Source organism: Yinghuangia seranimata (assembly GCF_029953285.1).
In the GTDB taxonomy this organism is placed as follows: Bacteria; Actinomycetota; Actinomycetes; order Streptomycetales; family Streptomycetaceae; genus Yinghuangia; species Yinghuangia seranimata.
In genome coordinates this window covers 1-22,693 of sequence record NZ_JASAOI010000010.1, presented here as the reverse complement: position 1 = coordinate 22,693, position 22,693 = coordinate 1, and the positions used below count along the sequence as shown (strand labels likewise).

Here is a 22,693-nt window from a genome sequence, read left to right as displayed (position 1 = left end):
CCCTGTTGTCCGATGGGGCGAGGACCCCGGAGAGGCGCGCACGGTGACGACTCCGTCCTGCGTTCGCTCGCGCACATCCCTGCGCACGACCACGTCCATCCACACCCGCCTGGGCGGCTCGCGCGGGACGGCGGTGGCGTCGTGACGATCCTCTTCCTGTCCACCTCGGACACCGACCTGCTCAGCGCGAAGGCGAGCGAGGGCGACTGGCGCCTCGCCAACCCCGCCCGCGTCGCCCCCGCCGACCTGCCCGCGCTCGTGGACGGCACCGACCTCGTCGTCGTCCGCCTGCTGGGCGGCCGCCGCGCCTGGGAGGCCGGCCTCGACGCGCTGCTGGCGGGTCCGCGCCCGGTCGTCGTGGTGTCCGGCGAACAGTCGCCCGACGCCGCGCTGATGGAGCTCGCGACGGTCCCGGCCGGGGTGAGCGCGCAGGCCCACGCGTACCTCGCGCAGGGCGGCGCCGACAACCTGACCAACCTGTTCCGCTTCCTGTCGGACACCGTGCTGCTGACCGGCTTCGGCTTCGAGGCCCCGGTCGAGGTCCCGGCGTGGGGCCGCCTGGAGCGGTCGACCCGCAATCCGGACGCCCCGGCCGTCGGCGTGCTCTACTACCGCGCCCACCACCTCGCCGGGAACACCGCGTTCGTCGGCGCGCTGTGCGACGCCATCGAGGACGCGGGCGGCCGCGCCGTCCCGCTGTGGTGCGCCTCGCTGCGCGGCGCCGAGCCCGCGCTGTTCGAGGCGATCGGCGAGTGCGACGCGCTGCTGGTGACCGTGCTGGCGGCGGGCGGCGCGCGCCCGGCCGAGGCGTCGGCCGGCGGCGACGACGAGTCGTGGGACGTCGGGGCGCTCGCCGAGCTCGACATCACCGTCCTGCAGGCGCTCAGCCTGACCACCAGCCGCGCCGACTGGGAGGCGGGCGACGCCGGCTTGTCCCCGATGGACGCCGCCACCCAGGTCGCCGTCCCCGAGTTCGACGGCCGCCTGATCACCGTGCCGTTCTCCTTCAAGGAGACCGGCGCCGACGGACTGACCTTCTACGCCGCCGACCCGGAACGCGCCGCGCGCGTCGCGGGCATCGCGGTACGGCACGCACAGCTGCGGCACGTCCCGGCCGCCGAGCGCCGCATCGGCGTCGTGCTGTCGGCGTACCCGACCAAGCACGCCCGCATCGGCAACGCCGTCGGCCTCGACACCCCGGCGAGCGCGGTCGCGCTGCTGCGCGCGATGCGCGAGGCCGGCTACGACGTCGGCCCGGTCGACGGCGCCGACGCGCTGCCCGGCCTGGAGCCGGCCGACGGCGACGCGCTCATCCACGCCCTGATCGCCGCGGGCGGCCAGGACCCCGAGTGGCTGAGCGAGGCGCAGCTCGAGGGCAACCCGGTGCGCATCAGCGCCGCCGAGTACCGCGCCCGGTACGCGACGCTGCCGGTCGGGCTGCGCGCCAACATCGAGGAGCACTGGGGCCCCGCACCGGGCGAGCTGTACGTCGACCACTCGCGCGACCCCGAGGGCGAGATCGTGCTCGCGGCGCTGCGGGCCGGCAACGTCGTGCTGATCATCCAGCCGCCGCGCGGCTTCGGCGAGAACCCGGTCGCCATCTACCACGACCCGGACCTGCCGCCGAGCCACCACTACCTGGCCGCCTACTGGTGGCTCGACGCCGCGCGCGAGAACGGCGGCTTCGGCGCGAACGCGCTGGTGCACCTGGGCAAGCACGGCACGCTCGAGTGGCTGCCCGGCAAGAACCTCGGCCTGTCCGCCGAGTGCGGGCCCGACGCGGTGCTCGGCGACCTGCCGCTCATCTACCCGTTCCTCGTCAACGACCCGGGCGAGGGCGCGCAGGCCAAGCGGCGCGCGCACGCCGTCATCGTCGACCACCTCGTGCCGCCGATGGCGCGCGCCGAGACGTACGGCGACCTGACCCGGCTCGAACAGCTCCTCGACGAGTACGCCAACGTCTCCGCGCTCGACCCGGCCAAGGCCCCGGCCGTGCAGGCGCAGATCTGGACGCTCGTGCAGGCCGCCCGCCTCGACCACGACCTCGGCATCGGGGACCGGCCGCACGAGGCCGAGTTCGACGACTTCCTGCTGCACCTCGACGGCTGGCTGTGCGAGGTCAAGGACGCGCAGATCCGCGAGGGCCTGCACATCCTCGGCACCGCGCCCACCGGCGCCGGACGCATCAACCTGGTCACCGCCATGCTGCGCGCCCGCCAGGTGTGGGGCGGCCGCAGCGCGGCGCTCCCCGGCCTGCGCGAGGCGCTCGGCCTCGTCGAGGGCGGCACCGCCGGCCGCCGCGAGACCGACGACGCCGAGGCGGCCGCGCACGCGCTGGTCTCCGGAATGGAGGAGCGCGGCTGGGACCCGGCCGCGGCGCCCGACGTCATCGACGCCGTGCTCGGCGCCTCCGCGGGCCCGGCGGTCGCCACCGCCGTCGCCGACGTGCTCGCCTTCGCCGCCACCGAGGTCGTGCCGCGCCTGGACCGCACCGGCGACGAGATCAACGCGGTCCTGCACGCGCTCGACGGCGGCTACGTGCCGGCCGGCCCGTCCGGGTCGCCGCTGCGCGGCCTGGTCAACGTCCTGCCGACCGGCCGCAACTTCTACACCGTCGACCCCAAGGCGGTGCCCAGCCGCCTCGCGTGGGAGACCGGCCAGGCGCTCGCCGACTCGCTGCTCGCCAAGTACCGCGAGGAGACCGGGACATGGCCGTCGTCGGTCGGCCTGTCGGTGTGGGGCACCAGCGCCATGCGCACCAGCGGCGACGACGTCGGCGAGGTGCTGGCGCTGCTCGGCGTCCGGCCGGTGTGGGACGACGCCTCTCGGCGCGTCACCGGCCTGGAGCCGATCCCGCTGGAGGAGCTCGGGCGGCCGCGCATCGACGTGACCGTGCGCATCTCCGGCTTCTTCCGGGACGCGTTCCCGCACGTCGTCCTGCTCCTCGACGACGCCGTGCGGCTGGCCGCCGGGCTGGAGGAGTCCGACGAGGACAACCACGTGCGCGCGCACGTCCGCGCCAACCTCGCCGAGCACGGTGACGAACGCCGGGCCACCGCCCGCGTGTTCGGCTCGCGCCCGGGCGCCTACGGGGCCGGGCTGCTGCCGCTCATCGACGCCCGCACGTGGCGCGACGACGCGGACCTGGCCGAGGTGTACGCGACGTGGGGCGGCTACGCCTACGGGCGAGGCCTGGACGGCGTGTTCGCGCGCGAGGACATGGAACGCGCGTACCGGCGCATCGCGGTCGCGGCGAAGAACACCGACACCCGCGAGCACGACATCGCCGACTCCGACGACTACTTCCAGTACCACGGCGGCATGGTCGCGGCCGTGCGCGCGCTCACCGGCACGGCGCCCGCCGCGTACATCGGCGACTCGACGATGCCGGACGCGGTCCGCACGCGCACGCTCGAGCAGGAGACCGCGCGCGTGTTCCGCGCCCGCGTGGTCAACCCGCGCTGGATCGAGGCCATGCGCAAGCACGGCTACAAGGGCGCGTTCGAGCTCGCCGCAACCGTGGACTACCTGTTCGGCTACGACGCGACCACCGGCGTCGTGCAGGACTGGATGTACGAGAAGCTCGCCGCCGAGTACGTCCTCGACCCGGCCAACCGCGAGTTCATGCGCGGCGCCAACCCGTGGGCGCTGCGAGGCATCGCGGAACGCCTCATCGAGGCCGCCGACCGCGGGCTGTGGGCCAAGCCGGACGCGGCCACACTGGACGGGCTGCGCGAGGCGTACCTGGAGGTCGAGGGCGACCTGGAGGGCGGCATAGACGGGGACGGCGGCGGGAATGGCTGAGGCCGCGGGGGGATCCGCCCCGGAGGCCGGGCACCCGCGCGAGCCGGTCGCCACCCTCGTGCCGGGCCTTCCCGACGACGCGTACGCCCACGACGGCCAGTTGACCAAGCGTGAGATACGCGCCGTCACCCTCGCCGCGCTCGCGCCGCGTGCCGGCGCACTGCTGTGGGACATCGGCGCGGGCAGCGGAAGCATCGGCATCGAGTGGATGCGCGCCCATCCGTCGTGCCGCGCCGTCGCCGTCGAGGCCGACACGGCGCGGGCCGAGCGGGTGCGCGCCAACGCGGACGCCCTCGGCGCGCGCGGCCTCGTCCTGGTCACCGGCACCGCGCCCGCCGCGCTCGACGGGCTGACCGTCGCGTACCCGCCCGACGCGGTGTTCGTCGGCGGCGGCCTGACCGTGCCCGGCGTGGTCGAGAAGTGCTGGGCCGCGCTGCGCCCCGGCGGGCGGCTGGTGGCCAACGCGGTGACTGCGGAGACCGAGGCCGAACTCGTGCGCCACCGCTACGCGTTGGGCGGCGACCTGACGCGCATACAGATCAGCCGTTCGGCTCCGGTCGGGAAGTTCACCGGCTGGCGGCCGCTCATGCCCGTGACGCAGTGGGTCGCGGTCAAGCCGGAAGGACCCGCCGCATGACCGTCCACTTCGTCGGCGCGGGCCCGGGCGCGGCCGACCTGATCACCGTGCGCGGCCTGCGGCTCATCGAGAACGCGGCGGTGTGCCTGTACGCGGGCGCCATCGTCCCGCGCGAACTCCTGGACGCCGCACCGGCGGACGCCCGGCTCGTCGACACCGCCGACCTGACCCTCGACGAGATCGTCGCCGAGATCGTCGCGGCGCACGACGACGGCCTCGACGTCGTCCGGCTGCACTCGGGCGACACGTCGTTCTACAGCGCGGTCGGCGAACAGATCCGGCGGCTGGACGCGTTGGGCATCGGCTACGACATCACCCCGGGCGTCCCGGCCTTCGCGGCCGCGGCCGCCGCGCTCGGGCGCGAACTCACCCTCCCGGGCGTGAACCAGACCGTCGTCCTCACCCGCGTCTCCAACAACTCCACGGCGATGCCGCCCGGCGAGGAGCTGGCGACCCTCGGCCGCTCGGGCGCGCTCCTCGTCCTGCACCTCGCGGTCCGCGAGACCGCGCGCATCGTCGCCGAACTCACGCCGCTCTACGGGGCGGACTGCCCGGTCGCCGTCGTCGCGCGGGCCTCGCGCCCCGACGAACTCATCGCCCGCGGGCGCCTCGCGGACCTGGAGGCGCTCGTGCACGACAACGGGATCAAGGCCGTCGCCGTCATCATGGTCGGCCGCTCCCTCGGCGACGCCACCGGCTTCTGCGAAAGCCATTTGTACTCCCCGGAACGGGTGCGGTGACCGAGACCGGCGACCGCAAGGTCTCGATGTACGCCGCGAACCGGCTCCACGTCGACGCCCGGCTCGCCGCCGACGGCACCCTGACCATCGAGGGGCAGGACCTGAACGGCGGCGAGTACGAGTACGTGGTCACGGTCGCCGCCGGTGATGTTCCGGTCGTCATCGCGGCCCTCGGCGGTGCGCCGGGCGACGACGTCCTCGCGCTGCTCGCCGCCAACGGAGCCGCCGTCGTGCGGCAGGGCGAACGGGCCTGGCTGCGGGGGCTGGGCCTGGAACCGCGGTTGTGGGGGCGGCGGGAGCCGGACTGAACGGCCGCCGGTCGTCCGCGTGCAGCGATCGTCCATCGGTCGTTCATCAGGTGTCGGCAGTGTCGAGGACGTCCGGGCCGCCCGCCGCCTCATCCGCGGCGGGCGGCCTCAGCCACGTCCGAGAGAACGACGGTGCCCCAGCCCTTCCCGTCCCCTGCGCGCCCGACCGTACGCCGGGCTTCCGGCGTCTGCCGTGCCCGATCGCTCTTCTGCGGCGCCGCGTTGGTCCTCACCGGCGTGCTCGTTGCTCCCCTCCTGCCGTTCGGCTCGGCCGCCGCCGCCCCGGCCGGGGACCAACCCGCCACCGGCCGACCGGAGTTCGGGATCGAGTCGCTGGACATGCTCAAGACCCGCCTGGACCGCACCGCGATCCGGCTCCGGGAGTCCGGAACGCCGGTCTACGGCAACTGGGCCGTGGATGTTCCACTGAACCGCGTCGTGCTGCACCTGTCGCCCGCCACACCGCCGGACGTCCTCGACGTGTTCCTCGCCGAAAGCGGCACGGACGCTGCGGATCCGAGCCTGGTCGTCGCGTACGACGCCCCGGCCGAACCGACGTGCCTGCCCGAGGAATGACGCGCCGAGGTCACGCCTCGCCGAAGTCCACCTGCACCTTCAGCTGCATCTGCTGCGACTGGCCCCGCAGTTGGTCGAACTTGCCGCCGAAGCCCGCGTCCACGCCGATCAGCAGGGTCTCGAGGCCGAGCGCGAAGGTGATCTCCTTCTGCGCCTCGGACGAGATGTCGAGCAGCACTTCGTGCCGCGTGAGCGGGTTCGCGGTGTAGCGGCGGCCGTCCAGCAGCCCGCCGATCATCGGGTCGGCGCGCAGTCCGCTGCGGGCGGCGACCTGTTCGGCCTGCTCCTGGTCGCGGACGCCGGTCTGGTACTCCCACACCGAGTGGAAGCGCTGTGCGATGCGCTGGAAGTTCGCGCTGCCGCCCGCGCCGGACACGTCGGCGATGCCGGCGCGCAGGTACGCCACCGCCACGCGCTGGCCGGTCGCGGCGTACTCGCGCAGCTCCTCGACCTCCAGGCTGCGGGCGCCGAGCAGTTGGCAGATGCGGGCGAACTCGCGGAACTTGGCCAGCGAGATGGCCTCGTACGCGCCGCCGGTCTCGACGTACCGGTCGCCGTCGAAGCGGTTCCGCACGAAGATGGCGCCCGGGCGCAGGTCGGCGCCGATCGGGGCCAGCCCGTCGAGCCCGGTCCAGGGCGGCCGCAGCGGGAAAGGCACGACGGTGGTCAGCGGATCGGCGAGCAGCCGCGGGCTGGTGATGCGCGCCTGGTTGTACGCGTCGCGGGTGAGGACGACGAGGCGCTGGTTCAGCTGCGGCCGCGGGGTCATGGTGTTCCTTTCGAGCAGCATCGCGGAACCGGAGAGCGGCTCGGGGGCCGGCGGGCGCGCGAACAAACGTGCGAGGCGGCCGAGGAGGCGGGAGAGCCGGCCGCGCGTGACCCACTCGGCCCGGTCGAGCACGACGGGCAGCGGACGCATCGGCGCGGGGAGCCCGTTGCCGTGGAGGACCGCCTCGGCGAGCTCGCCGAAGCCCGCGGTGCGGTCGCGGAGGAACCCGCCGCCGACGTGCGCGGCCAGGGTCACCGCGAGCGGCCGGCCCACGTCGTCGTGCCCGTCGAGCGGCGTCTCGACGAGCAGCCAGCGGCCGCACCGCACCGCGCGCGTACGGTCGAACTCGCGGCGGCGCGCGGCCGCGGAGACGATGCGGGCGAACAGTTCGTGGGCGGACTGCCGTGCGTGGAAGGCGCTTTCGGGGGCGACTGTGCCGTCCATCCAGAGGAACTCGGTGTGTCCGGGGCCCTGGTCGACGAGGACGACGCGCAGCCCGTCCTGCGCGTCGGTCAGGCGAGGGGGCGGGGCGGCGGCGTTCATCGCAGCCAGCCCAGGATGGCGTCGGTGAGTTCGGCCGCGCCCGCGGCGTCGGCGAGGCTGCCGGTGACGACGTGGACCTTCTCGGAGCCGCCGAGCTTGATGATGACGCCGTCGAGCTGTTCCTCGACGTGCGCCTGGTAGTGGACGCCGAGTTCGGCGTAGCGGTCGTCGCGGTCCCGGTGCGTGACGGCGATGACGCACCGGTCGACCACGCCCGCGTCGACCAGGGGTCCGATGATGCCGGCGTCGTCGCCGATGCGCTCCCAGGCGGCGGTCTCGCGGTCGGACAGCTCGTACTCGACGAGGTGTTCCGCGTTGACCAGGTACACCACGACGCGCGTGTCCTGGGCGACCTCCTGCCACCCGCTCCACGAGTACTTGCTGCCGCTGACGTCGGTCAGGCCCGGCATCAGCACGCGCCGGCCGCCGGACGTCATCGCGACGTGGGGCAGCGGCTGGGGAGCGCCGGTGGGGCTGTAGGCCGCGCTCCCGACCCGGCGGGTGCTCCAGTAGCGCAGCAGGGTGGTCTTGCCGACGGCGGGCGGTCCGAGGACGGCGACGGTCCGGATGTGGCGGCGCCTGACCCACGCGGAGACCCGTGTCCCGAGACTGACCGGCATGAAGGCCAGTGTGCGGCAGGAACGATTGCCCGTGTCGGCCGAACGGGCTTATTCGAGGGGGCGGCGGGCGGCCGGTTCGCCGGCCGCCCCCCCCGGGGGGGGGCCCGCCCCCCCCCCCCCCGGCGGGGGGGGGGGGGGCGGCGGGGCCGCGGCCCCCCCGCCCGGGCGGGGTCAGCGCACCCACACGACCGTGTGCGACTCGCGGTCGACGACGATCTTGTGGCCGACGACGACGTGCGTGGACTCCCACTGCTTGACCTTGACGTCGGCCTGTGCGGCCGGCGCGGCGACGCCCACGGCGGCGAGGGCGAGCGCGGCGGACGCGATGATGCGGCGGATCTTCATGCTGGCTCCTAGGGCATGGGGGACGATTTACCAGTCACTAGAGCTACTGCACATCCAGGTTATAAACGGCAAATTGCCGCGACCGTGGGCGTGTCCGACGGACGTCGGCCGGCGCCCGCCGCGCCGCCGGCACGATTCGGGCGATCGTGGGCGTGTCCGGCGGGAACCCGTCCGTGGCGCGATGTGTGGGATGCGCGTCCTGGCCTGTACGGGGCTGTCCGGTTTGGGTCGCTAGGCTGGCGGCATGGCGACCGTTGTTGATCTCTTCACCTATCCCGTCAAAGGCTGCGCGGGCGTCCCGCTGCGCACCGCGCCGGTCGGGGCCGCGGGCGTCGCGCACGACCGCACGTTCATCGTCGTCGACGAGAACGGCGTCTTCCGCAGCCAGCGCACCGACCCGAAGCTGGCCGTCGTCCGGGCCGCGGTCGAGGCGGACGGCGCCAAGCTCGTGCTCTCCGCCGACGGGGTCGAGGAGTTGCGGCTCGGCGTCGACCCCGACGGCGAACGCGTCGCCATCGAGATGTTCAAGCAGCCCTACCGCGGCGTCGACCAAGGGCCCGACGCCGCCGCCTGGTTCACCGAAGTCCTCGGCGCGCCCTGCCGCCTGATGCGCGTTCCGCCCGCCGCCGAGCACGGCCGCGTGACCAAGGGACTCCTGCCCGGCACCGCGGCGTTCGCCGACGGCGGCGCGGTGACGATCGCGTCCCTCGCCTCACTGCGCGAACTCAACCGCCGCCTCGCCGAGGCCGACCGGCCCGCGCTGCCGATCGGCCGGTTCCGGCCCAACATCATCGTGGACGGCTGGGACGAGCCGCACGCCGAGGACCGCGCCCGGCACATCCGCGTCGGCGGCGCCGAACTCGGCTTCGCCAAGGTCGCCGGCCGCTGCGTCGTCACGACCGTCGACCAGCAGCGCGGCGTGAAGGCCGGGCCCGAGCCGCTCCGCATCCTCGCGACGTACCGCCGCGGCCCCGAGGGCGGCGTGCTGTTCGCCTCGCAGTACTCCGTCGCCACCCCGGGCACGGTCACCGTCGGCGACGACGTCACCGTCACCCAGTGGGCGGAACCGGAAGCCCCTGCGACCGACTGACCAACCGCTCCACAACCCCGATCCGCGCCAGGCCCGGCGCCAACTCGCGAGCCACCCGCAACGCGGCCGCGGCCTGCTCATGACGCCCGGCAGCCGCCGCCACGCGCGCCGCGGTGCACTCGATGTGCGCTGCGGCGTACGGCGTGACGGCCGCGCCCCGGGCCTGCGCGACGGACTGCGCCGCGCGCTTGGGCTCGCCCCGCAGGTGCCAGTAGAGCGCGAACGCGTCGGACGCCCGCGGCCCGAACGGCACACACGCCACGACCGTCGCTGCGGCCTCGATGTCGTAGCCCGGCGCGGGGAGCGGGGAGCCCTGCGCTTCGGCCTCTTCGTGCAGGTACACCGTCGCGCGGACGAGCACCTGGGCGAACTGACTGCCCAGCAGGCCCAACGGCTGCCGCGGCCCGAACTCCGCGGCGAGCACGCCCGCGTCGGCGTAGCGCCCCTCGTTCAGGGCCAGCTCGCAGCGCAGCACCGCCGCGAACGGCCGGTCCGGCGCGGCCGAGTCCAGCGCGGTACGGCACCCGTCGAGGTCGCTGAGCGCGGCGGCTCGGACCGCCGAGGCCTCGGCGTCGTCCCAGGTCACCTGCGGCAACACCGACGCGTCCGCGGCGGGCAGACGGAACAGCATCCACCCGGGCGCGTTCGAGACCCCGGGGAGGGGCAGCGCCAGCATCGCGACGACCATGATGAGCCCCAGCGCCGGCAGCGTCACCCAGACGCTGGAGGCCACCGCCAACGCGACCGCCGCGCAGCCGAGTTGCAGCAGCAGCCAGGCCGCGTACGCACCCCACAGCCGCAACCGCCCGACCCCGGCGTCCGCCATCGCGACGACGCCCCACGGAAAGGCCGCGGCACGGCGGACGACCACCATGCCCGACCGCGTCACCCTCACCCCACGCAGCCGCCCGCCCCCCGCCACGACCATCCTCGCCCGCACCCCGAACCACCGCGCGGGCCCGAGCCACCACAACGGATTCAGCACGAGCAGCCCGAGATACGTCCCGACGAGCATCCCGCCGATGGTCCGCCACAAGGCCGAGCCCTGGACACCGAACGCAAGGAGGAGCCCGACCGACAGCACGGCAAAGGGCACGGCCACGAACCGGAGCGCTCGCCGATTGAGCCGCAACTGCTCATCGACGCTGATGGGTGACGACATGCCAGACGATCATGCCAGGCCTCCTACAGACCCCCGGCCGGCCCCTGCGCCCACGCACCCCAACGTCGGCCTGGGCCTGCCATCGCGTCCGCAGGGCACTCGCGCACCACACCCATCGATGCCACGTCCGCGCGGATCCGCCGCCAGGCCACCCACCAGGGCAGCCACAGTTCCTGATGCCGCGCCCATAACCGCGCCGCCGGCTGCTGAGCGGCGGCTGGCACGGGGAACTCGGCAGCGCCGCACCCTTGCAGCCCGGCACCGCGTCCTCGCACCCGCGCGAGCAGCTGCGGCCTGCCGGCGCGTCCGCAGCCGGACCCGACGCCCCAGAACCGCCAACGGCACCGACAGCGCCCGAAGCCGCCAACCGCCCCCCGAACCCACGTCGCCCCGCCCCGCCCCGCGCCGCGCCGCGCCGCGCTGCCTCGCCTCGCCTCGCCCCGTGCCGCCTCGCCCCGTGCCGCCCCGCCCCGCTCTGCCTCGCAGCCCCGGTCTGCCCCGCCCCGCCGCGCCCCGCTCTGCCTCGCCGCCTTGCGTCGCCCCGCCTCGCGTCGCCCCGCGCCTTACGTCGCCTCGCCCCGCGGCGCGTCGCCCCCGGCGCCCCGCGGTCGGGTTCTTTGTCTGGTGGCATCACCCGTTCCGGCGCGGAGCGTTGACGTGTGGGTTCGTCGGGGGCACCGTGCGTGCGCGTGTCCTCCCTTCCTTCCTCTTGCCCGAGCTGCTGTGATGCGCGTCGGAACTGCTGTACGACGGAGGAGGCATCCCCATGCGCGCCGCACTGCTCGAGTCCCAGCCCGGTGAGCTCGTCGTCGCCGACCTGCGGGTCGACGCGCCTGGGCCCGGGGAGGTGCTCGTTCGTACGGTGGCCGCCGGGCTTTGTCATTCCGATCTGCATGTGCTCGACGGGAGTGTGCCCGGGACGCCGCCGACGGTGCTCGGGCACGAGGCGTCGGGGGTGGTCGAGGCGGTCGGGGCCGGGGTCACGCGGGTGGCGGCGGGGGATCACGTCATCGCCTGTCTGTCGGTGTTCTGCGGGCGCTGCGCGCTGTGCCTGCGCGGGGAGACCTGGCTGTGCGTCGACCGGCAGGCCACGCAGCGGGCGGCGGGTGAACCGCCGCGGTTGAGTCGTGCGGACGGGGCCGAGGTCGGCGCGCACGCGAAGATCGGCGGGCTCGCCGAGCGGCTGCTCGTGCACGAGAACGCCGTGGTCGCGATCCGCAAGGACATGCCCCTGGACGTCGCGGCCATCATCGGCTGCGCGGTCACCACCGGCGTCGGAGCGGCCTGCAACACCGCGGACATCCGCGCGGGCGACACCGTCGCGGTGGTCGGTTGCGGCGGTATCGGGCTCAACATCGTGCAGGGCGCCCGGCTGCGCGGCGCGGCCCGGGTCGTCGCCGTCGACCTGCTCGCCGCCAAGCGCGAGCTCGCCCGTACCGTCGGCGCGACGGACGACGTCGATCCCGGGGCGGGCGACCCCGTCGCGGCCGTGACGGCGTTGACCGGCGGTGTCGGCGTCGACCACGTGTTCGACGCCGTCGGGGCGAAGGCCACCAACGCGCAGGCGCTGGCGATGACCCGCCCCGGCGGCAGCATGTACGTCGTCGGGATCGGCGGCATGACGGCCACCGTCGACATCCCCGCGTACGCGCTGTGGGGGCAGGGCAAGTCGGTGCGGGGCGTCCACATGGGCTCGAACAACTTCACCGCGGACATGCCGCGCTACGTCGAGCTGTACCTGCAAGGTCGGCTGATGCTCGACGAGTTGGTGTCGCACCGGATCCGCCTGGAGGACGTCAACGACGGCTACGCGGCACTGCGGCGCGGGGACGTGGCGCGCTCGATCGTGGTGTTCGACCAGGCGTAGGAGCCGGCGGGCAGGCGGGGGCCGTCGGATCGGTGCGGAACGTGCCGCCCGCGTCCGGCCTGTCGCGGTGACCTCCCTCGCGAAGCCGGGTTGAATTCGGGGCAGGCCGACCGTCCCCGCCCGCAAGGAGTCCCGTTGTGAGCACCGAGCAGCAGCAGACAGGCGCCGACCCCGCCGAGGAGTGGTTCGACGTCGTGGTCGTCGGCGCCGGCCCGGTCGGGGAGAACGTCGCGGACCGGGTGCGGGCCGGCGGGCTCACCGTGGCCGTCGTCGAGCAGGAGCTCGTCGGCGGGGAGTGCTCGTACTGGGCCTGCATGCCCAGCAAGGCGCTGCTCCGCCCCGTGCAGGCCGTCGCCGACGTGCGGCGGGTGCGGGGTGCGCGGGAGGCGGTGACCGGGCGGCTGGACACGGCGGAGGTGGTGGCGCGGCGCAACGCCGTGGTCGGGGACTGGGACGACTCCGGCGCGGCCGGGTGGCTGACCGGCATCGGGGCCGAACTGGTGCGCGGGCACGGCCGGCTGGCCGGGCCGCGCCGGGTGGTGGTCAGCCCGTCGGACGGCGGCCCGGAGCGCAGGCTCGCCGCCCGCCACGCCGTCGCCATGGCGACCGGCAGCGACCCGGTGCTGCCGCCTCTGCCGGGCATGGCCGAGGCCCGCCCGTGGACCAGCCGCGACGCGACGTCGGCGAAGGCCGCGCCCGCCCGCCTCGCGGTCGTGGGCGGCGGGGTCGTCGGCGTGGAGATGGCCACCGCGTGGCAGGCCCTCGGCTCGTCGGTCACGCTGCTGGTGCGCGGCGGCGGACTGCTGCCGAACATGGAGCCGTTCGCCGGCGAACTGGTCGCCGACGGGCTGCGCGAGGCGGGCGTCGACGTGCGGTTCGGGGTGTCCGCGACCCGGCTCGCGCGTCCCGCCGCCGACGGCCCGGTGACGCTCACCCTCGACGACGGGTCGACGCTGGAGGCCGACGAGGTCCTGTTCGCGACCGGCCGCAAGCCCCGCACCGGCGACCTCGGCCTCGACACAGTCGGCCTCACGCCGGGCGCGTGGCTGGACACCGACGACACGCTGCGCGTGACGGACGTCGAGGACGGCTGGCTGTACGCGGTCGGCGACGTCAACCACCGCGCGCTGCTCACCCACCAGGGCAAGTACCAGGCCCGGATCGCCGGTTCGGTCATCGTCGCGCGGGCGCGGGACGAATGGCAGGACACCCTGCCGTGGGGCGCCCACGCGGCGACCGCCGACGTGCACGCCGTGCCGCAGGTGGTGTTCACCGACCCCGAGGCGACCGCCGTGGGCCTGAGCACCGAGCAGGCCGAGCGCGCCGGGATGCGGGTGCGCGCGGTCGATTACGACATGGGCTCCGTCGCCGGCGCGTACCTGTACGCCGACGAGTACAAGGGCCGGGCCCGCATGGTCGTCGACCTCGACCGGGGCCGCCTGGTCGGCGCGACGTTCGTCGGCCCGGGCACGGCGGAGCTGCTGCACGCGGCGACGATCGCGATCGCGGGCGAGGTCCCGATCGACCGGCTGTGGCACGCGGTCCCGGCGTACCCGACGATCAGCGAGGTGTGGCTGAGGCTGCTGGAGGCCTACCGGGGGTGAGGGCCAGGGCGTGTCCGGGGGATCTCTCCGGGCCCGCGTCGCGTGGCACGCGCGCTCGCGACGTCCCAGGACCTCGCGAGTACGACCGAGTACGACCGAGTACGAGCAGCCGGGCCTGGCGGCCGTCCCAAGCAAGGCGCATGGGAGGGCCGCTGGACCCGGGGCGCACGCACCACGCGACGCGGGCTGATCCAAAGAGATTCCCCAGACACGCCTCGGGAGCCGGACGACAGCGGGGCGCACCGGCGACGTCCGTCGTGCGGGAGGCCGTCCGGCCGCGCCGGGGCGAGAGACGGCCTGCCGGCGCACACCGGCCTGCACGGCGGCAACGTCTTCCCGCGCGTCGGGCCCGGGCGACCGCTGCGCTTTCTGCCGACGCCCGTCTTGCATCGTCCCCCCGCGCGGCCAAGCACGGTTGGTGGCCTACCGGAGGTGGGGACGACGGACCCGGGCGACGCGTCACGGCCCCGCCCGGCCCACCACCGTCCCGCCCCGGTCGATGGCGATCACGTCCACGGTGATCGGTACGGCCGACCCCGCCAGCACCTCGGCCGCCTTCGCCCGCGCCGCCTCCGCCACCGCGTCCCCCAGCGGGAGGCCCGCGGCGCGGGCCAGTTGGAGGGCGTGCAGGGCGGTGTTCGCGCCGCGGACGGCCTCGGTGAGCTCCGCGCCGGCACCGAGCCCCTCGACGCGTCGGGCCAGCGAATCCAGGTCGACCTGCGAGCGGCCCGAGTGCAGGTCGAGGTGTCCGTCGGCGAGCTTGGACAGCTTGGCGAAGCCGCCCGCGATCGTCAGGCGCGGGATCGGGTGGCGGCGCAGGTACTTCAGCAGCGCGCCCGCGAAGTCGCCCATGTCGAGCAGCGCCGTGCCGGACAGCCCGTACGCCTCCGCGCCCACCCGCTCGGACGTCGTCCCGGTCGCGCCCAGCACGTGGAGCTCGCCGGTGGCCAGCGCCACGTCGATGCCGCGCCGGATCGAGTCGATCCACGCCGAACACGAGTACGGGATCACGATGCCGGTCGTGCCGAGGATCGACAGCCCGCCGAGGATGCCCAGGCGCGGGTTCCACGTCCGCTCGGCGATCGCCTCGCCGTCGTCCACCGACAGCTCGATCTCGACCGCGCCCGGGTCCCCGAACCGCTCGGCGAGCGCGGCCACATGCTCGCGCATCATGCGGCGCGGCACCGGGTTGACGGCGGGTTCGCCGACGTCGAGCGGCAGGCCGGGAAGCGTGACGGTCCCGACGCCGGGCCCGGCGCGGAACGTGACACCGGCCCCCGGCGCGGTCCGGCGGACCGTGGCCCGCACGAGCGCACCGTGCGTCACGTCCGGGTCGTCGCCGGCGTCCTTGACGACGCCCGCCATCGCCGAGCCCTCGCGCAGCTCCTCGACGGCCAGCGCGAACGCCGGGCTCTGGCCGCCCGGCAGGGTGATCGTCACCGGGTCGGGGAACTCGCCGGTGAGCAGCGCCTGGTAGGCGGCCGTGGCGGCCGCCGTCGCACACGCGCCGGTCGTCCAGCCGCGCCGCAGGGGACCGGAAGGGCGGGTCACGTCAGAGCCTCGGCAGGGGGAGTGGTGGGATGGGGGATCGGAAGACAGACGACGGGCGAGGCGGGGTGCGGGCGGTGGCGGACCGGCGGACGGTGCTGATCCTCGGCGGGACCGCCGACGCGCGGGCGCTCGCCGCGAGGCTGGCCGACGCGTTGCCGGACGCCCGGATCGTGTCGTCGCTGGCAGGCCGCACCAGCAACCCCGTGCTGCCGAGGGGCGAGACCCGCATCGGCGGGTTCGGCGGCGCGGCCGGGCTCGCGACGTGGCTGGCCGCGGAGCGGGTCACCGCCGTCGTCGACGCGACCCACCCGTTCGCGGCCCGGATCTCCGCCAACGCCGTCACCGCGTGCGGCGAGGCCGACGTGCCGCTGCTGCGCCTGCAACGCCCGGGCTGGACCCCGGAACCGGGCGACGACTGGCGACACGTGGGCTCCGCCACCGCCGCGGCCGCCCTGCTGCCGGAGGTCGGCCGCCGGGTGTTCCTGACCACCGGCCGCATGGAGACCGAGCCGTACGCCCACCTGGACGACCTGTGGTTCCTCCTCCGCAGCGTCGAGGCGCCGACCGGCCCGGTGCCACGCCACTGCGAACTGCTCCTCGCCCGAGGCCCGTTCGACGTCGCCGACGAGATCGCCCTGATGCGCAGGCACGAGGTCGACGTCATCGTGACGAAGGACAGCGGAGGAACCCTGACCGCCGCAAAGCTGCGGGCTGCCCGCGCCCTGCGGATCCCGGTCGTAATGATCGACCGCCCAGAGGTGACGGCCGACCAGCAGGTGGCAGCCGTGGCCGACGCGGTGGAGTGGACGCAGCGAATCGTGGCCTGACGCGACGGGCCCACGGTGGCCTGACGCGACGAGCCCGCGCGACGGCTGACCCAGGCCCGACGGGTGCGGGCGGCTCGACGTGGCACGGCTGCGCGGGATACGGAGGCCGTCCGCGCAGGTGACCGACACGCCGAACACGCATTCAGCGAGCGCGCTTTCGCCGACACAGTGCGAGGGCCGCCCGCCGCGCGCAGGCGCAGCAAGCGCGCTTGCGTACACGCCCGCGCTGATCGCGGGGACCTCCCGCCCTGCGTGGTGAGCTCCCCACCAGCCAGGGGGTCCAGGCGTCGGCCGTCCACGCCCGGCGCGGGCGAGCAACCTCCGCCCCAGCGCCGAGACTGCCCCCATGGCCTGACCACGACCTCGCGGCCGTGGTGGTTGGAGCGCTTGCTGGCCGACCGTGCGGCGGGTTGCCGCGGGACAACAGGCCATCGGGTCCGTCGTCGCGCAACCGCCGCGTGGAGCGTCGGCCCGGCGACCGTGGCCGACGGGGTGGAGTGGACGCAGCGAATCGTGGCCTGACGCGACCGGCCCGCGCCCGGTGAGCAACGGCTGGTCCCGGTCCGACGGGCGCGGCGAGCCCGTGCGGCGTGCCGCGCCCGGCGTCGTGCGTCCGCTGCGTGGGGCTTCGGCTCGGCGGCCGTCGTCCCGCCCCGCTCGACTCAACCCCGTCAATCCAGGCATTTCGCTGACCACTGTTCCACACCTGTCCCGCCGTCGACCGGACCCGGCCGCGCGGCCGCGCGTCAGGCCAGGTAGCGGCGTGGGCAGGTGCGGGTCGTCGACGAGCCCACGAACAGCAGCGTGTGCATGCGCCCGGTCTCCGAGTTCAGTTCGCGGAGCGCTCGTGAGGGGTGTTGGCGCGGGGCAGCAGACTGTCGCGCCCGTCGTTGCGCAGCCGCTGTGCGGGGCGGCTTTGTCGCGCCGCCCCGGCCGTTGCCGTCGTCGGGCTCGCACGGCCGCCAGGCCCCTGCGTCAGGCCGGGTAGCGGCGCGGCGTGTAGACGCCGACCGTGCCGTCGGGGCGGGGGTAGGTGCGGGTCGTCGACGAGCCCACGATCAGGAGCGTGCGCATGTCGACGATTTCCGGGTCCAGTTCGCCGAGCGCGACCACCCGCACCGCCTCCGTCGGGCCGCCGACGTCGCGGGCCACCACGACCGGGGTCGCGGGGTCGCGGTGGGCGAGGAACAGGTCGCGGGCGTCGGCGATCTGGTGGCGCCGGGTCTTGGACGCCGGGTTGTAGATGGCCACCGCGAGGTCGGCCTGGGCCGCCGCCGTCAGGCGTCGGGCGATCACGTCCCACGGCTTGAGCACGTCGGACAGGCTGATCACGCAGAAGTCGTGCCCGAGCGGCGCGCCCGCCCGCGCCGCGACGGCCTGCATCGCGGACAGCCCCGGCACGACCCGCACGGGCACCGGGCTCTTGGTCTCGTCCGCGGCCTCCAGCACCGCAGACGCCATGGCGAACACCCCCGCGTCGCCCGACGACACGACCGCCACGCGCGCGCCGGCCTCGGCGAGGGCCAGCGCGTGCCGGGCGCGTTCGGCCTCGACCCGGTTGTCGGTCATGTGCCGCTTCTGGCCGGGCCGCGGCTGCACGCGCGCGACGTACGGCCCGTACCCGACGAGGTGGTCGGCGGCGGCCAGCACAGCGTGCGCCTCAGGGGTCAGCCATGTCGGCCCGGCCGGCCCGAGGCCGACCACGTCGACTGAGCCCGGCTCGCCGGTCGGTTCGGGTACCGCGTAGTCGGGCTCGACGACGGCCGGGGTCCGGTTGGTCGCGAACGGGGTGCCGGGCGCGGCGGACGGGGTGACCACCAGCGAGAAGTACGGCACGTCGGCGGCGTCCACCTCCGTCAGCGGCGCGATGCGCTGCCGCGCGGTCGTCGCCCGCTCGACGTACCACGTGCGCCCGTCGGTCCCGGCGTCCTCGAACGCGGCGCGCACGTCCTCGAAGTGCCGCCGCCCGAGCTTGATGACGGCCGCCGAGTCGGCGGTACGCAGCCGCGCGGCCAGCACGTCCGGCGGCAGCGTCCCGGGCAGGATCGTCAGCACCTCGTCGTGCTGCACCAGCGGACGGCCGAGCATCGCCGAAGCCCCGCTGACCGACGTGACACCCGGCACGACCTCGGCCGGGTAGCGGTCGGCGAGCCGCTCGTGCCAGTACATGTAGGAGCCGTAGAAGAACGGGTCGCCCTCGCACAGCACGGCGACGTCGCGCCCGGCGTCCAGGTGCGCCGCGATCTCGGCGGCGGTCTCGTCGTAGAAGTCCGCGAGCGCGCCGTCGTATCCGCCCGGGTGGTCGGTCGTGCCGGTGGTGACCGGGTACTCCATCGGCAGCCGGATCTGGTCGTCGCTCAGGTAGCGGCCGGCGATGGTGATCGCGACGCCCGGGGCGCCCTTCTTCACCGGATACGCCACGACCTGCGCGGACGTGATCAGCCGGTGCGCCTTGAGCGTCATCAGCTCGGGGTCGCCCGGGCCCAGCCCGACGCCGTACAGACGGCCGGTGGCGGCGGGCGCGCCCTGGGGCTCGGCGGCGGACGGGACGGCGGGGTCGGTGGTCACGGAGGCTCCGGCGGGTCGGGACGTACGGTCGGGTCGGACGAGGGGTGCGGCGGTGCGGGGCGGCGCGCGCGGGCTGCGTGCTGCGGGACGGGTGCCCGCGGTTACTCCTTCTCGCTGGCCATCGCGTTCAGCGCGGCGGCGGCCATCGCGCTGCCGCCGCGACGGCCGTGCACCACGAGGAACGGGATGTCGCCCGCGCGTTCGGCGAGCGCCTGCTTCGACTCGGCGGCGCCGATGAAGCCGACCGGCACGCCGATGATCGCCGCGGGCGCGGGCGCGCCCTGGTCGAGGAGTTCGAGGAGCCGGAACAGCGTCGTGGGCGCGTTGCCGACGGCGACGACCGCACCGGCCAGGTCGTCGCCCCACAGGTCGACGGCGGCGGCACTACGCGTCGTGCCCTGCTCGGCGGCGAGCGCCGGCACACGCGGGTCGGACAGCAGGCACTTGACCTGGTTGTCGCGCGGCAGCCGCGCCCGCGTGACGCCCGACGCGACCATCTGCGCGTCACACAGGATCGTCGCCCCGGCCCGCAACGCGTCGCTCGCCGCGCGGGCCACGTCGGGGTGGAACCCGACGTCGGACGGCAGGTCGGTCATGCCGCACGCGTGGATCATGCGGACCACGACCCGCGAGACGTCCTCCGGGAACCGGCTCAAGTCGGCCTCGGCACGGATGGTCGCGAACGAGCGGCGGTAGATCTCGGCGCCGTCCTTCAGCCAGTCGTCCACGGGTGGGGAAACCTCTCGTACGGGGAACTCGACGGGTGGGTCAGGGGGTTGGTCGGATCGACCACGCTCAGCGCATGGTCGGGGCAATCGTCAGGGCGGAGGCGGCTCGTCGACGACCCGCAGCGCGGCACCGGGCGGCTTGCCGCAACCGCGCTCACACGCCGCAAAGTGCACCGCCCGGACGGGATCCGCCTCCCCGGACGCGACGAACGCCCGTGCCATCCCCCGGACATCCGCCCGAGCCCGACGACATTCACCGACCCCGCTGCACGCACTGACCGCCCGCCACGGCGAGGCGGGATCAGCCGGCAGCCCAGCAGCCTCCAGCGCAGCAGCGACCTGATCGGCAACACCGGCCGACACATCGACGAGCACAACCCCACGCCAGGTGGTCACCCGAAGCCGGGCGCCGTGCAGGTCGCACAGGTCAGCGAGCAGCACGAGCTGCGCCTGACCGAGCCGCCCGAGCGGCACGAGCACCGAGACAGAGGCCAGGCCGTCCCGCTGCCGGACGACCCCGACGGGCGGTTCGACGCGAGGGCGGAAGAGGACGGCGGGCGCAGGGTTGGACGCGGGGCCAGGCGGCGTGGACTCGGATGCGGGACCGGGGTACGAGTCGGCGGAAGCGAGGCTGGCGAACGCGTGACCTCGCGCAGCCGTTTCCGCAGCGGCGGACGTGGGGCCGGCCGGCATGGACTCGGACGCGGGACCGAGGTGCGCCTGGGCGGCCGCGGCGTTTGCGATCGTCTGCGCCTGCGCGGCCGGTTCGGCGGCGCCGGGGGTAAGGCTGGGCGGAGTGGACTGGGCCGCGAGGCCCTGGCGCGTGCCGGCGGCCGCACGGTCGGCGGTCGCCCGTCCCTGTGCGGCTGATTCCGCATCGTTGGAGGTGGCTGTCGTGTGCGTGTCCGTGTGCCTGTGCCCGTGCCTGTGCGTCTGGGCGCTGCGCCCGGCAACGGTCTCGTCGCCGCCGCGCAGGGCGTCAGCCAGCGACTCACCGCCGCCAGGCAACTCGCGGACGTGCCAGGCTCCGTGGGCCTCGCCTGCCGACCCGCGCAGGCGGAGGAATGCGCGGGCGGCCTGCAACGCGGCGTGGGCGGCTTCGTGTTCGGGAACGCGGATGCCCGTGTCGACGCCGCCCACGGCCAACGCGAGCTCGTCGGGGCCGACAGCCACCAGCGCGACGTCGTGGCGGGCGGTCGCGACCGGCAGGCCGCCGTCGTCCACCGCGAACAGGAACCGTCCTGGCAGCACGCCGAGTTGAGGGTCGTCGCACAGGCCCTGATCCAGCGCCGTCACGATCGCCTCGGCGTCCACGTACGCCCGCGGGTCGCGCCCCACTCCCGCGAACGGGCTCGCGACGATGTTCCGGGCCCGGTCGTGGGTCGCCGACGGGTAGAGCCCTGCTGTGGCGAGCCGTCCAGCGAGGGCCCGGACGCCGGTCTCGTCGAGTCCGCGCAGCTGGGCGTTCCCACGCACCGTCAGGTCGAGCTCCCCGGTACCGAGTTCGGCGGCACACGCGGCCAACACGCGCAGGCCGGCGGCACTCAGCCGCCCGCCCGGCAGGCGGACGCGGGCGATCAGCCCGTCGTCGGCCGGCGCGGCGTCGATGGTGCCGGGACACGCGTCGGGGCGAGTGCGGACGGCGGCCTCATGCGTACGGTCAGACTGCGACGCACCCGGTGCCGCCTCGGCGTTCGCCGTCGCGTCGGTGATCGAGCCGGTCGCCGGGCCGGTCATCGGCTCGGTCATCGGCTCGGTCGTCTCGTCAGTCGTCGGGACGGCCGCGGGGCGGGTCGTCGGGTCGGGCGTTGTGTCGACCGCCGGTGCCGCGGCCGCGCAGGCCGCTGCCGGGGGAGCCGTCACCACGGCTGCCGCCGCCCGCTCGTCCGTCGTCATGCCGCCGCACCTCCCCTCGCGTCGCCCCGCCTCGCCCGCGGTCCGCCTAGATGCAACACTGTTGCATATGGACGACGGATCGCCACCCCCCACCCCCGCCCCCGACGACGCCGAGACGGCCGACCGGGTCGTGGCCGAGGCGGTTGCGCGCATCCGTGCGCACGGTGAACGCGTCACCGTCGCCCGCACCGCGGTCCTGCGGGTGCTGGCCGACACGTCCGGATTCCTGACCGCGGACCAGATCTTCGCCGAGGTCAACCGCGCCGCCCCCGGCGTCCACCGCACCACCATCTACCGGGCGTTGGACGCGCTGGAGCGGCTCGGTCTCGTCGTCCAGACCAGGATGGGTCAGGACGCCGCCACGTACCAGCTGGGCGAGGCGGGCACGTACGTCCACCTCGTGTGCCGCGACTGCGGCCGTGTCGAACGCGCCCCGGGCGACCTGCTGGACCCGGTCGCGGCCGACCTCGTGGAGCGCTCGGGCTTCCGGCTCATCCCGACGGGCGCGGCGCTGACCGGCGTGTGCCGTAGCTGCTTCGACTCCCTGCGGTACCGCAAACCCCGACCGGACGCCCCGACGGCGTGGTGGCAGTAGGGCGGGGTTCGGGGCATTCGGCCCACTCCGTCGCGGAGTCGCGTCGCGGACGTGCGAGCCAGCCGCCGTCTGCGTTGCGGGGCTCGCCCGTCGCGGCGTGGACGTCAAAGACCTGCACCGTCCCTGACCCGTCTGCCGGCGGTGTCCTGGCGCCCCTCCCGACTTTTGATGGTCCGCGCGGCCGACCGGCTGTCAAGCCGCGGTGGGGTCATCGAAGTCCCGGCGGCCTGTGACGTGTTCGAGGGGGCGGCTTGACAGCCGCCCGTCCGCGCAGAAAACCCGGCAGCTATCGGGAGGGGCGCGGGGTGTGAAGGCGCGCGTGGTCTCGTTCGCGTCGCCGGGCTGCGGTCCCAGCGCGGTGGCCGGGCGGGCGGTGTCGGTCGGGTGCGGCGCCGGGCTGCGGCCGTCCGCCCCCTTACCGGGAACGGTTTTCAAGAGACGGAAACGGCAAGATATTGCCGTT

At 75.0% G+C, this 22,693-nt stretch carries 17 protein-coding genes and 1 pseudogene; 10 read left to right on the top strand and 8 right to left on the bottom strand.

The genetic code is table 11. The features are described 5' to 3' along the window. The first annotated feature begins 12 nt into the window (after positions 1 to 12). The 5 genes and pseudogenes from cobN (at position 13) to QI554_RS06435 (ending at position 6,065) form a co-directional block, all read left to right on the top strand. On the top strand, positions 13 to 3,804 hold the full coding sequence (gene cobN, locus QI554_RS06455; protein WP_425527924.1) for a cobaltochelatase subunit CobN: 3,792 nt from the start codon (positions 13 to 15) through the stop codon (positions 3,802 to 3,804). Between the two features lie 58 nt (positions 3,805 to 3,862). Next, positions 3,863 to 4,441 (top strand): annotated as a pseudogene (gene cbiT, locus QI554_RS06450) (precorrin-6Y C5,15-methyltransferase (decarboxylating) subunit CbiT); the annotation flags it as partial. After that, positions 4,438 to 5,181, top strand: a complete 744-nt coding sequence (cobM, locus tag QI554_RS06445; RefSeq protein WP_281466842.1) for a precorrin-4 C(11)-methyltransferase — start codon at positions 4,438 to 4,440, stop codon at positions 5,179 to 5,181. The pseudogene cbiT and the gene cobM, both read left to right, overlap by 4 nt. Further along, positions 5,178 to 5,489, top strand: coding sequence for a hypothetical protein (locus tag QI554_RS06440; protein WP_281466840.1), 312 nt, complete (start codon positions 5,178 to 5,180; stop codon positions 5,487 to 5,489). The genes cobM and QI554_RS06440 overlap by 4 nt, the downstream gene beginning before the upstream one ends. Positions 5,490 to 5,726: 237 nt before the next feature. Continuing rightward, positions 5,727 to 6,065, top strand: a complete 339-nt coding sequence (locus tag QI554_RS06435) for a hypothetical protein (protein ID WP_281466838.1) — start codon at positions 5,727 to 5,729, stop codon at positions 6,063 to 6,065. A 10-nt stretch (positions 6,066 to 6,075) separates the two neighbouring features. On the opposite strand, the gene QI554_RS06430 is transcribed toward QI554_RS06435, so the two are convergent. The 3 genes from QI554_RS06430 to QI554_RS06420 form a co-directional block, all read right to left on the bottom strand. Next, positions 6,076 to 7,377 carry a hypothetical protein gene (locus tag QI554_RS06430; RefSeq protein ID WP_281466836.1) on the bottom strand — a complete coding sequence of 434 codons (1,302 nt, stop codon included), beginning with the start codon at positions 7,375 to 7,377 and terminating at the stop codon, positions 6,076 to 6,078. Next, entirely contained in the window at positions 7,374 to 7,997 is a 624-nt protein-coding gene (locus tag QI554_RS06425; RefSeq protein ID WP_281466833.1) for a GTPase domain-containing protein, read from the bottom strand. The genes QI554_RS06430 and QI554_RS06425 overlap by 4 nt, the downstream gene beginning before the upstream one ends. A 171-nt stretch (positions 7,998 to 8,168) precedes the next feature. Continuing rightward, entirely contained in the window at positions 8,169 to 8,342 is a 174-nt protein-coding gene (locus QI554_RS06420) for a hypothetical protein (RefSeq protein WP_281466831.1), read from the bottom strand. A 244-nt stretch (positions 8,343 to 8,586) separates the two neighbouring features. On the opposite strand from QI554_RS06420, the gene QI554_RS06415 reads away from it, so the two are divergent. After that, complete coding sequence (locus tag QI554_RS06415; protein ID WP_281466828.1) at positions 8,587 to 9,432, top strand: MOSC domain-containing protein; 846 nt, start codon at positions 8,587 to 8,589, stop codon at positions 9,430 to 9,432. Here QI554_RS06415 and QI554_RS06410 read toward each other — a convergent pair. Further along, positions 9,392 to 10,594 (bottom strand): hypothetical protein, encoded by a 1,203-nt coding sequence (locus QI554_RS06410; RefSeq protein WP_281466826.1) that lies wholly within the window; start codon positions 10,592 to 10,594, stop codon positions 9,392 to 9,394. The two genes, QI554_RS06415 and QI554_RS06410, sit on opposite strands and share 41 nt — an antisense overlap. A 766-nt stretch (positions 10,595 to 11,360) precedes the next feature. Between QI554_RS06410 and QI554_RS06405 the strand changes: the two genes are divergently transcribed. After that, entirely contained in the window at positions 11,361 to 12,461 is a 1,101-nt protein-coding gene (locus QI554_RS06405; protein WP_281466824.1) for a Zn-dependent alcohol dehydrogenase, read from the top strand. A 137-nt stretch (positions 12,462 to 12,598) separates the two neighbouring features. Next, entirely contained in the window at positions 12,599 to 14,065 is a 1,467-nt protein-coding gene (locus QI554_RS06400) for a dihydrolipoyl dehydrogenase family protein (RefSeq protein ID WP_281466823.1), read from the top strand. A 459-nt stretch (positions 14,066 to 14,524) separates the two neighbouring features. On the opposite strand, the gene QI554_RS06395 is transcribed toward QI554_RS06400, so the two are convergent. Further along, positions 14,525 to 15,616: a cobalt-precorrin-5B (C(1))-methyltransferase gene (locus QI554_RS06395; RefSeq protein ID WP_281466821.1), complete on the bottom strand. Its 1,092-nt coding sequence runs from the start codon at positions 15,614 to 15,616 to the stop codon at positions 14,525 to 14,527. Positions 15,617 to 15,690: 74 nt separating this feature from the next. Between QI554_RS06395 and QI554_RS06390 the strand changes: the two genes are divergently transcribed. Continuing rightward, positions 15,691 to 16,443, top strand: coding sequence for a cobalt-precorrin-6A reductase (locus QI554_RS06390; RefSeq protein ID WP_281466818.1), 753 nt, complete (start codon positions 15,691 to 15,693; stop codon positions 16,441 to 16,443). A 975-nt stretch (positions 16,444 to 17,418) separates the two neighbouring features. Here QI554_RS06390 and QI554_RS06385 read toward each other — a convergent pair. From QI554_RS06385 to QI554_RS06375, 3 genes are all read right to left on the bottom strand, one after another. After that, positions 17,419 to 19,011, bottom strand: coding sequence for a precorrin-2 C(20)-methyltransferase (locus QI554_RS06385; protein ID WP_281466816.1), 1,593 nt, complete (start codon positions 19,009 to 19,011; stop codon positions 17,419 to 17,421). A 101-nt stretch (positions 19,012 to 19,112) separates the two neighbouring features. Further along, complete coding sequence (locus QI554_RS06380; RefSeq protein WP_281466814.1) at positions 19,113 to 19,739, bottom strand: precorrin-8X methylmutase; 627 nt, start codon at positions 19,737 to 19,739, stop codon at positions 19,113 to 19,115. 90 nt (positions 19,740 to 19,829) lie between these two features. Next, complete coding sequence (locus QI554_RS06375) at positions 19,830 to 21,635, bottom strand: hypothetical protein (protein WP_281466812.1); 1,806 nt, start codon at positions 21,633 to 21,635, stop codon at positions 19,830 to 19,832. 67 nt (positions 21,636 to 21,702) lie between these two features. Between QI554_RS06375 and QI554_RS06370 the strand changes: the two genes are divergently transcribed. After that, positions 21,703 to 22,230: a Fur family transcriptional regulator gene (locus tag QI554_RS06370; protein ID WP_281466810.1), complete on the top strand. Its 528-nt coding sequence runs from the start codon at positions 21,703 to 21,705 to the stop codon at positions 22,228 to 22,230. The last annotated feature ends 463 nt before the right edge of the window (positions 22,231 to 22,693 follow it).

What these genes read in the sequence shown, in the direction of transcription:
- cobN (WP_425527924.1), top strand. Translation starts at nt 13, where the DNA reads ATGGGGCGAGGACCCCGGAGAGGCGCGCACGGTGACGACTCCGTCCTG.
- cobM (WP_281466842.1), top strand. Translation starts at nt 4,438, where the DNA reads ATGACCGTCCACTTCGTCGGCGCGGGCCCGGGCGCGGCCGACCTGATC.
- QI554_RS06430 (WP_281466836.1), bottom strand. Translation starts at nt 7,377, where the DNA reads ATGAACGCCGCCGCCCCGCCCCCTCGCCTGACCGACGCGCAGGACGGG.
- QI554_RS06425 (WP_281466833.1), bottom strand. Translation starts at nt 7,997, where the DNA reads ATGCCGGTCAGTCTCGGGACACGGGTCTCCGCGTGGGTCAGGCGCCGC.
- QI554_RS06420 (WP_281466831.1), bottom strand. Translation starts at nt 8,342, where the DNA reads ATGAAGATCCGCCGCATCATCGCGTCCGCCGCGCTCGCCCTCGCCGCC.
- QI554_RS06415 (WP_281466828.1), top strand. Translation starts at nt 8,587, where the DNA reads ATGGCGACCGTTGTTGATCTCTTCACCTATCCCGTCAAAGGCTGCGCG.
- QI554_RS06410 (WP_281466826.1), bottom strand. Translation starts at nt 10,594, where the DNA reads ATGTCGTCACCCATCAGCGTCGATGAGCAGTTGCGGCTCAATCGGCGA.
- QI554_RS06405 (WP_281466824.1), top strand. Translation starts at nt 11,361, where the DNA reads ATGCGCGCCGCACTGCTCGAGTCCCAGCCCGGTGAGCTCGTCGTCGCC.
- QI554_RS06375 (WP_281466812.1), bottom strand. Translation starts at nt 21,635, where the DNA reads ATGACGACGGACGAGCGGGCGGCGGCAGCCGTGGTGACGGCTCCCCCG.
- QI554_RS06370 (WP_281466810.1), top strand. Translation starts at nt 21,703, where the DNA reads ATGGACGACGGATCGCCACCCCCCACCCCCGCCCCCGACGACGCCGAG.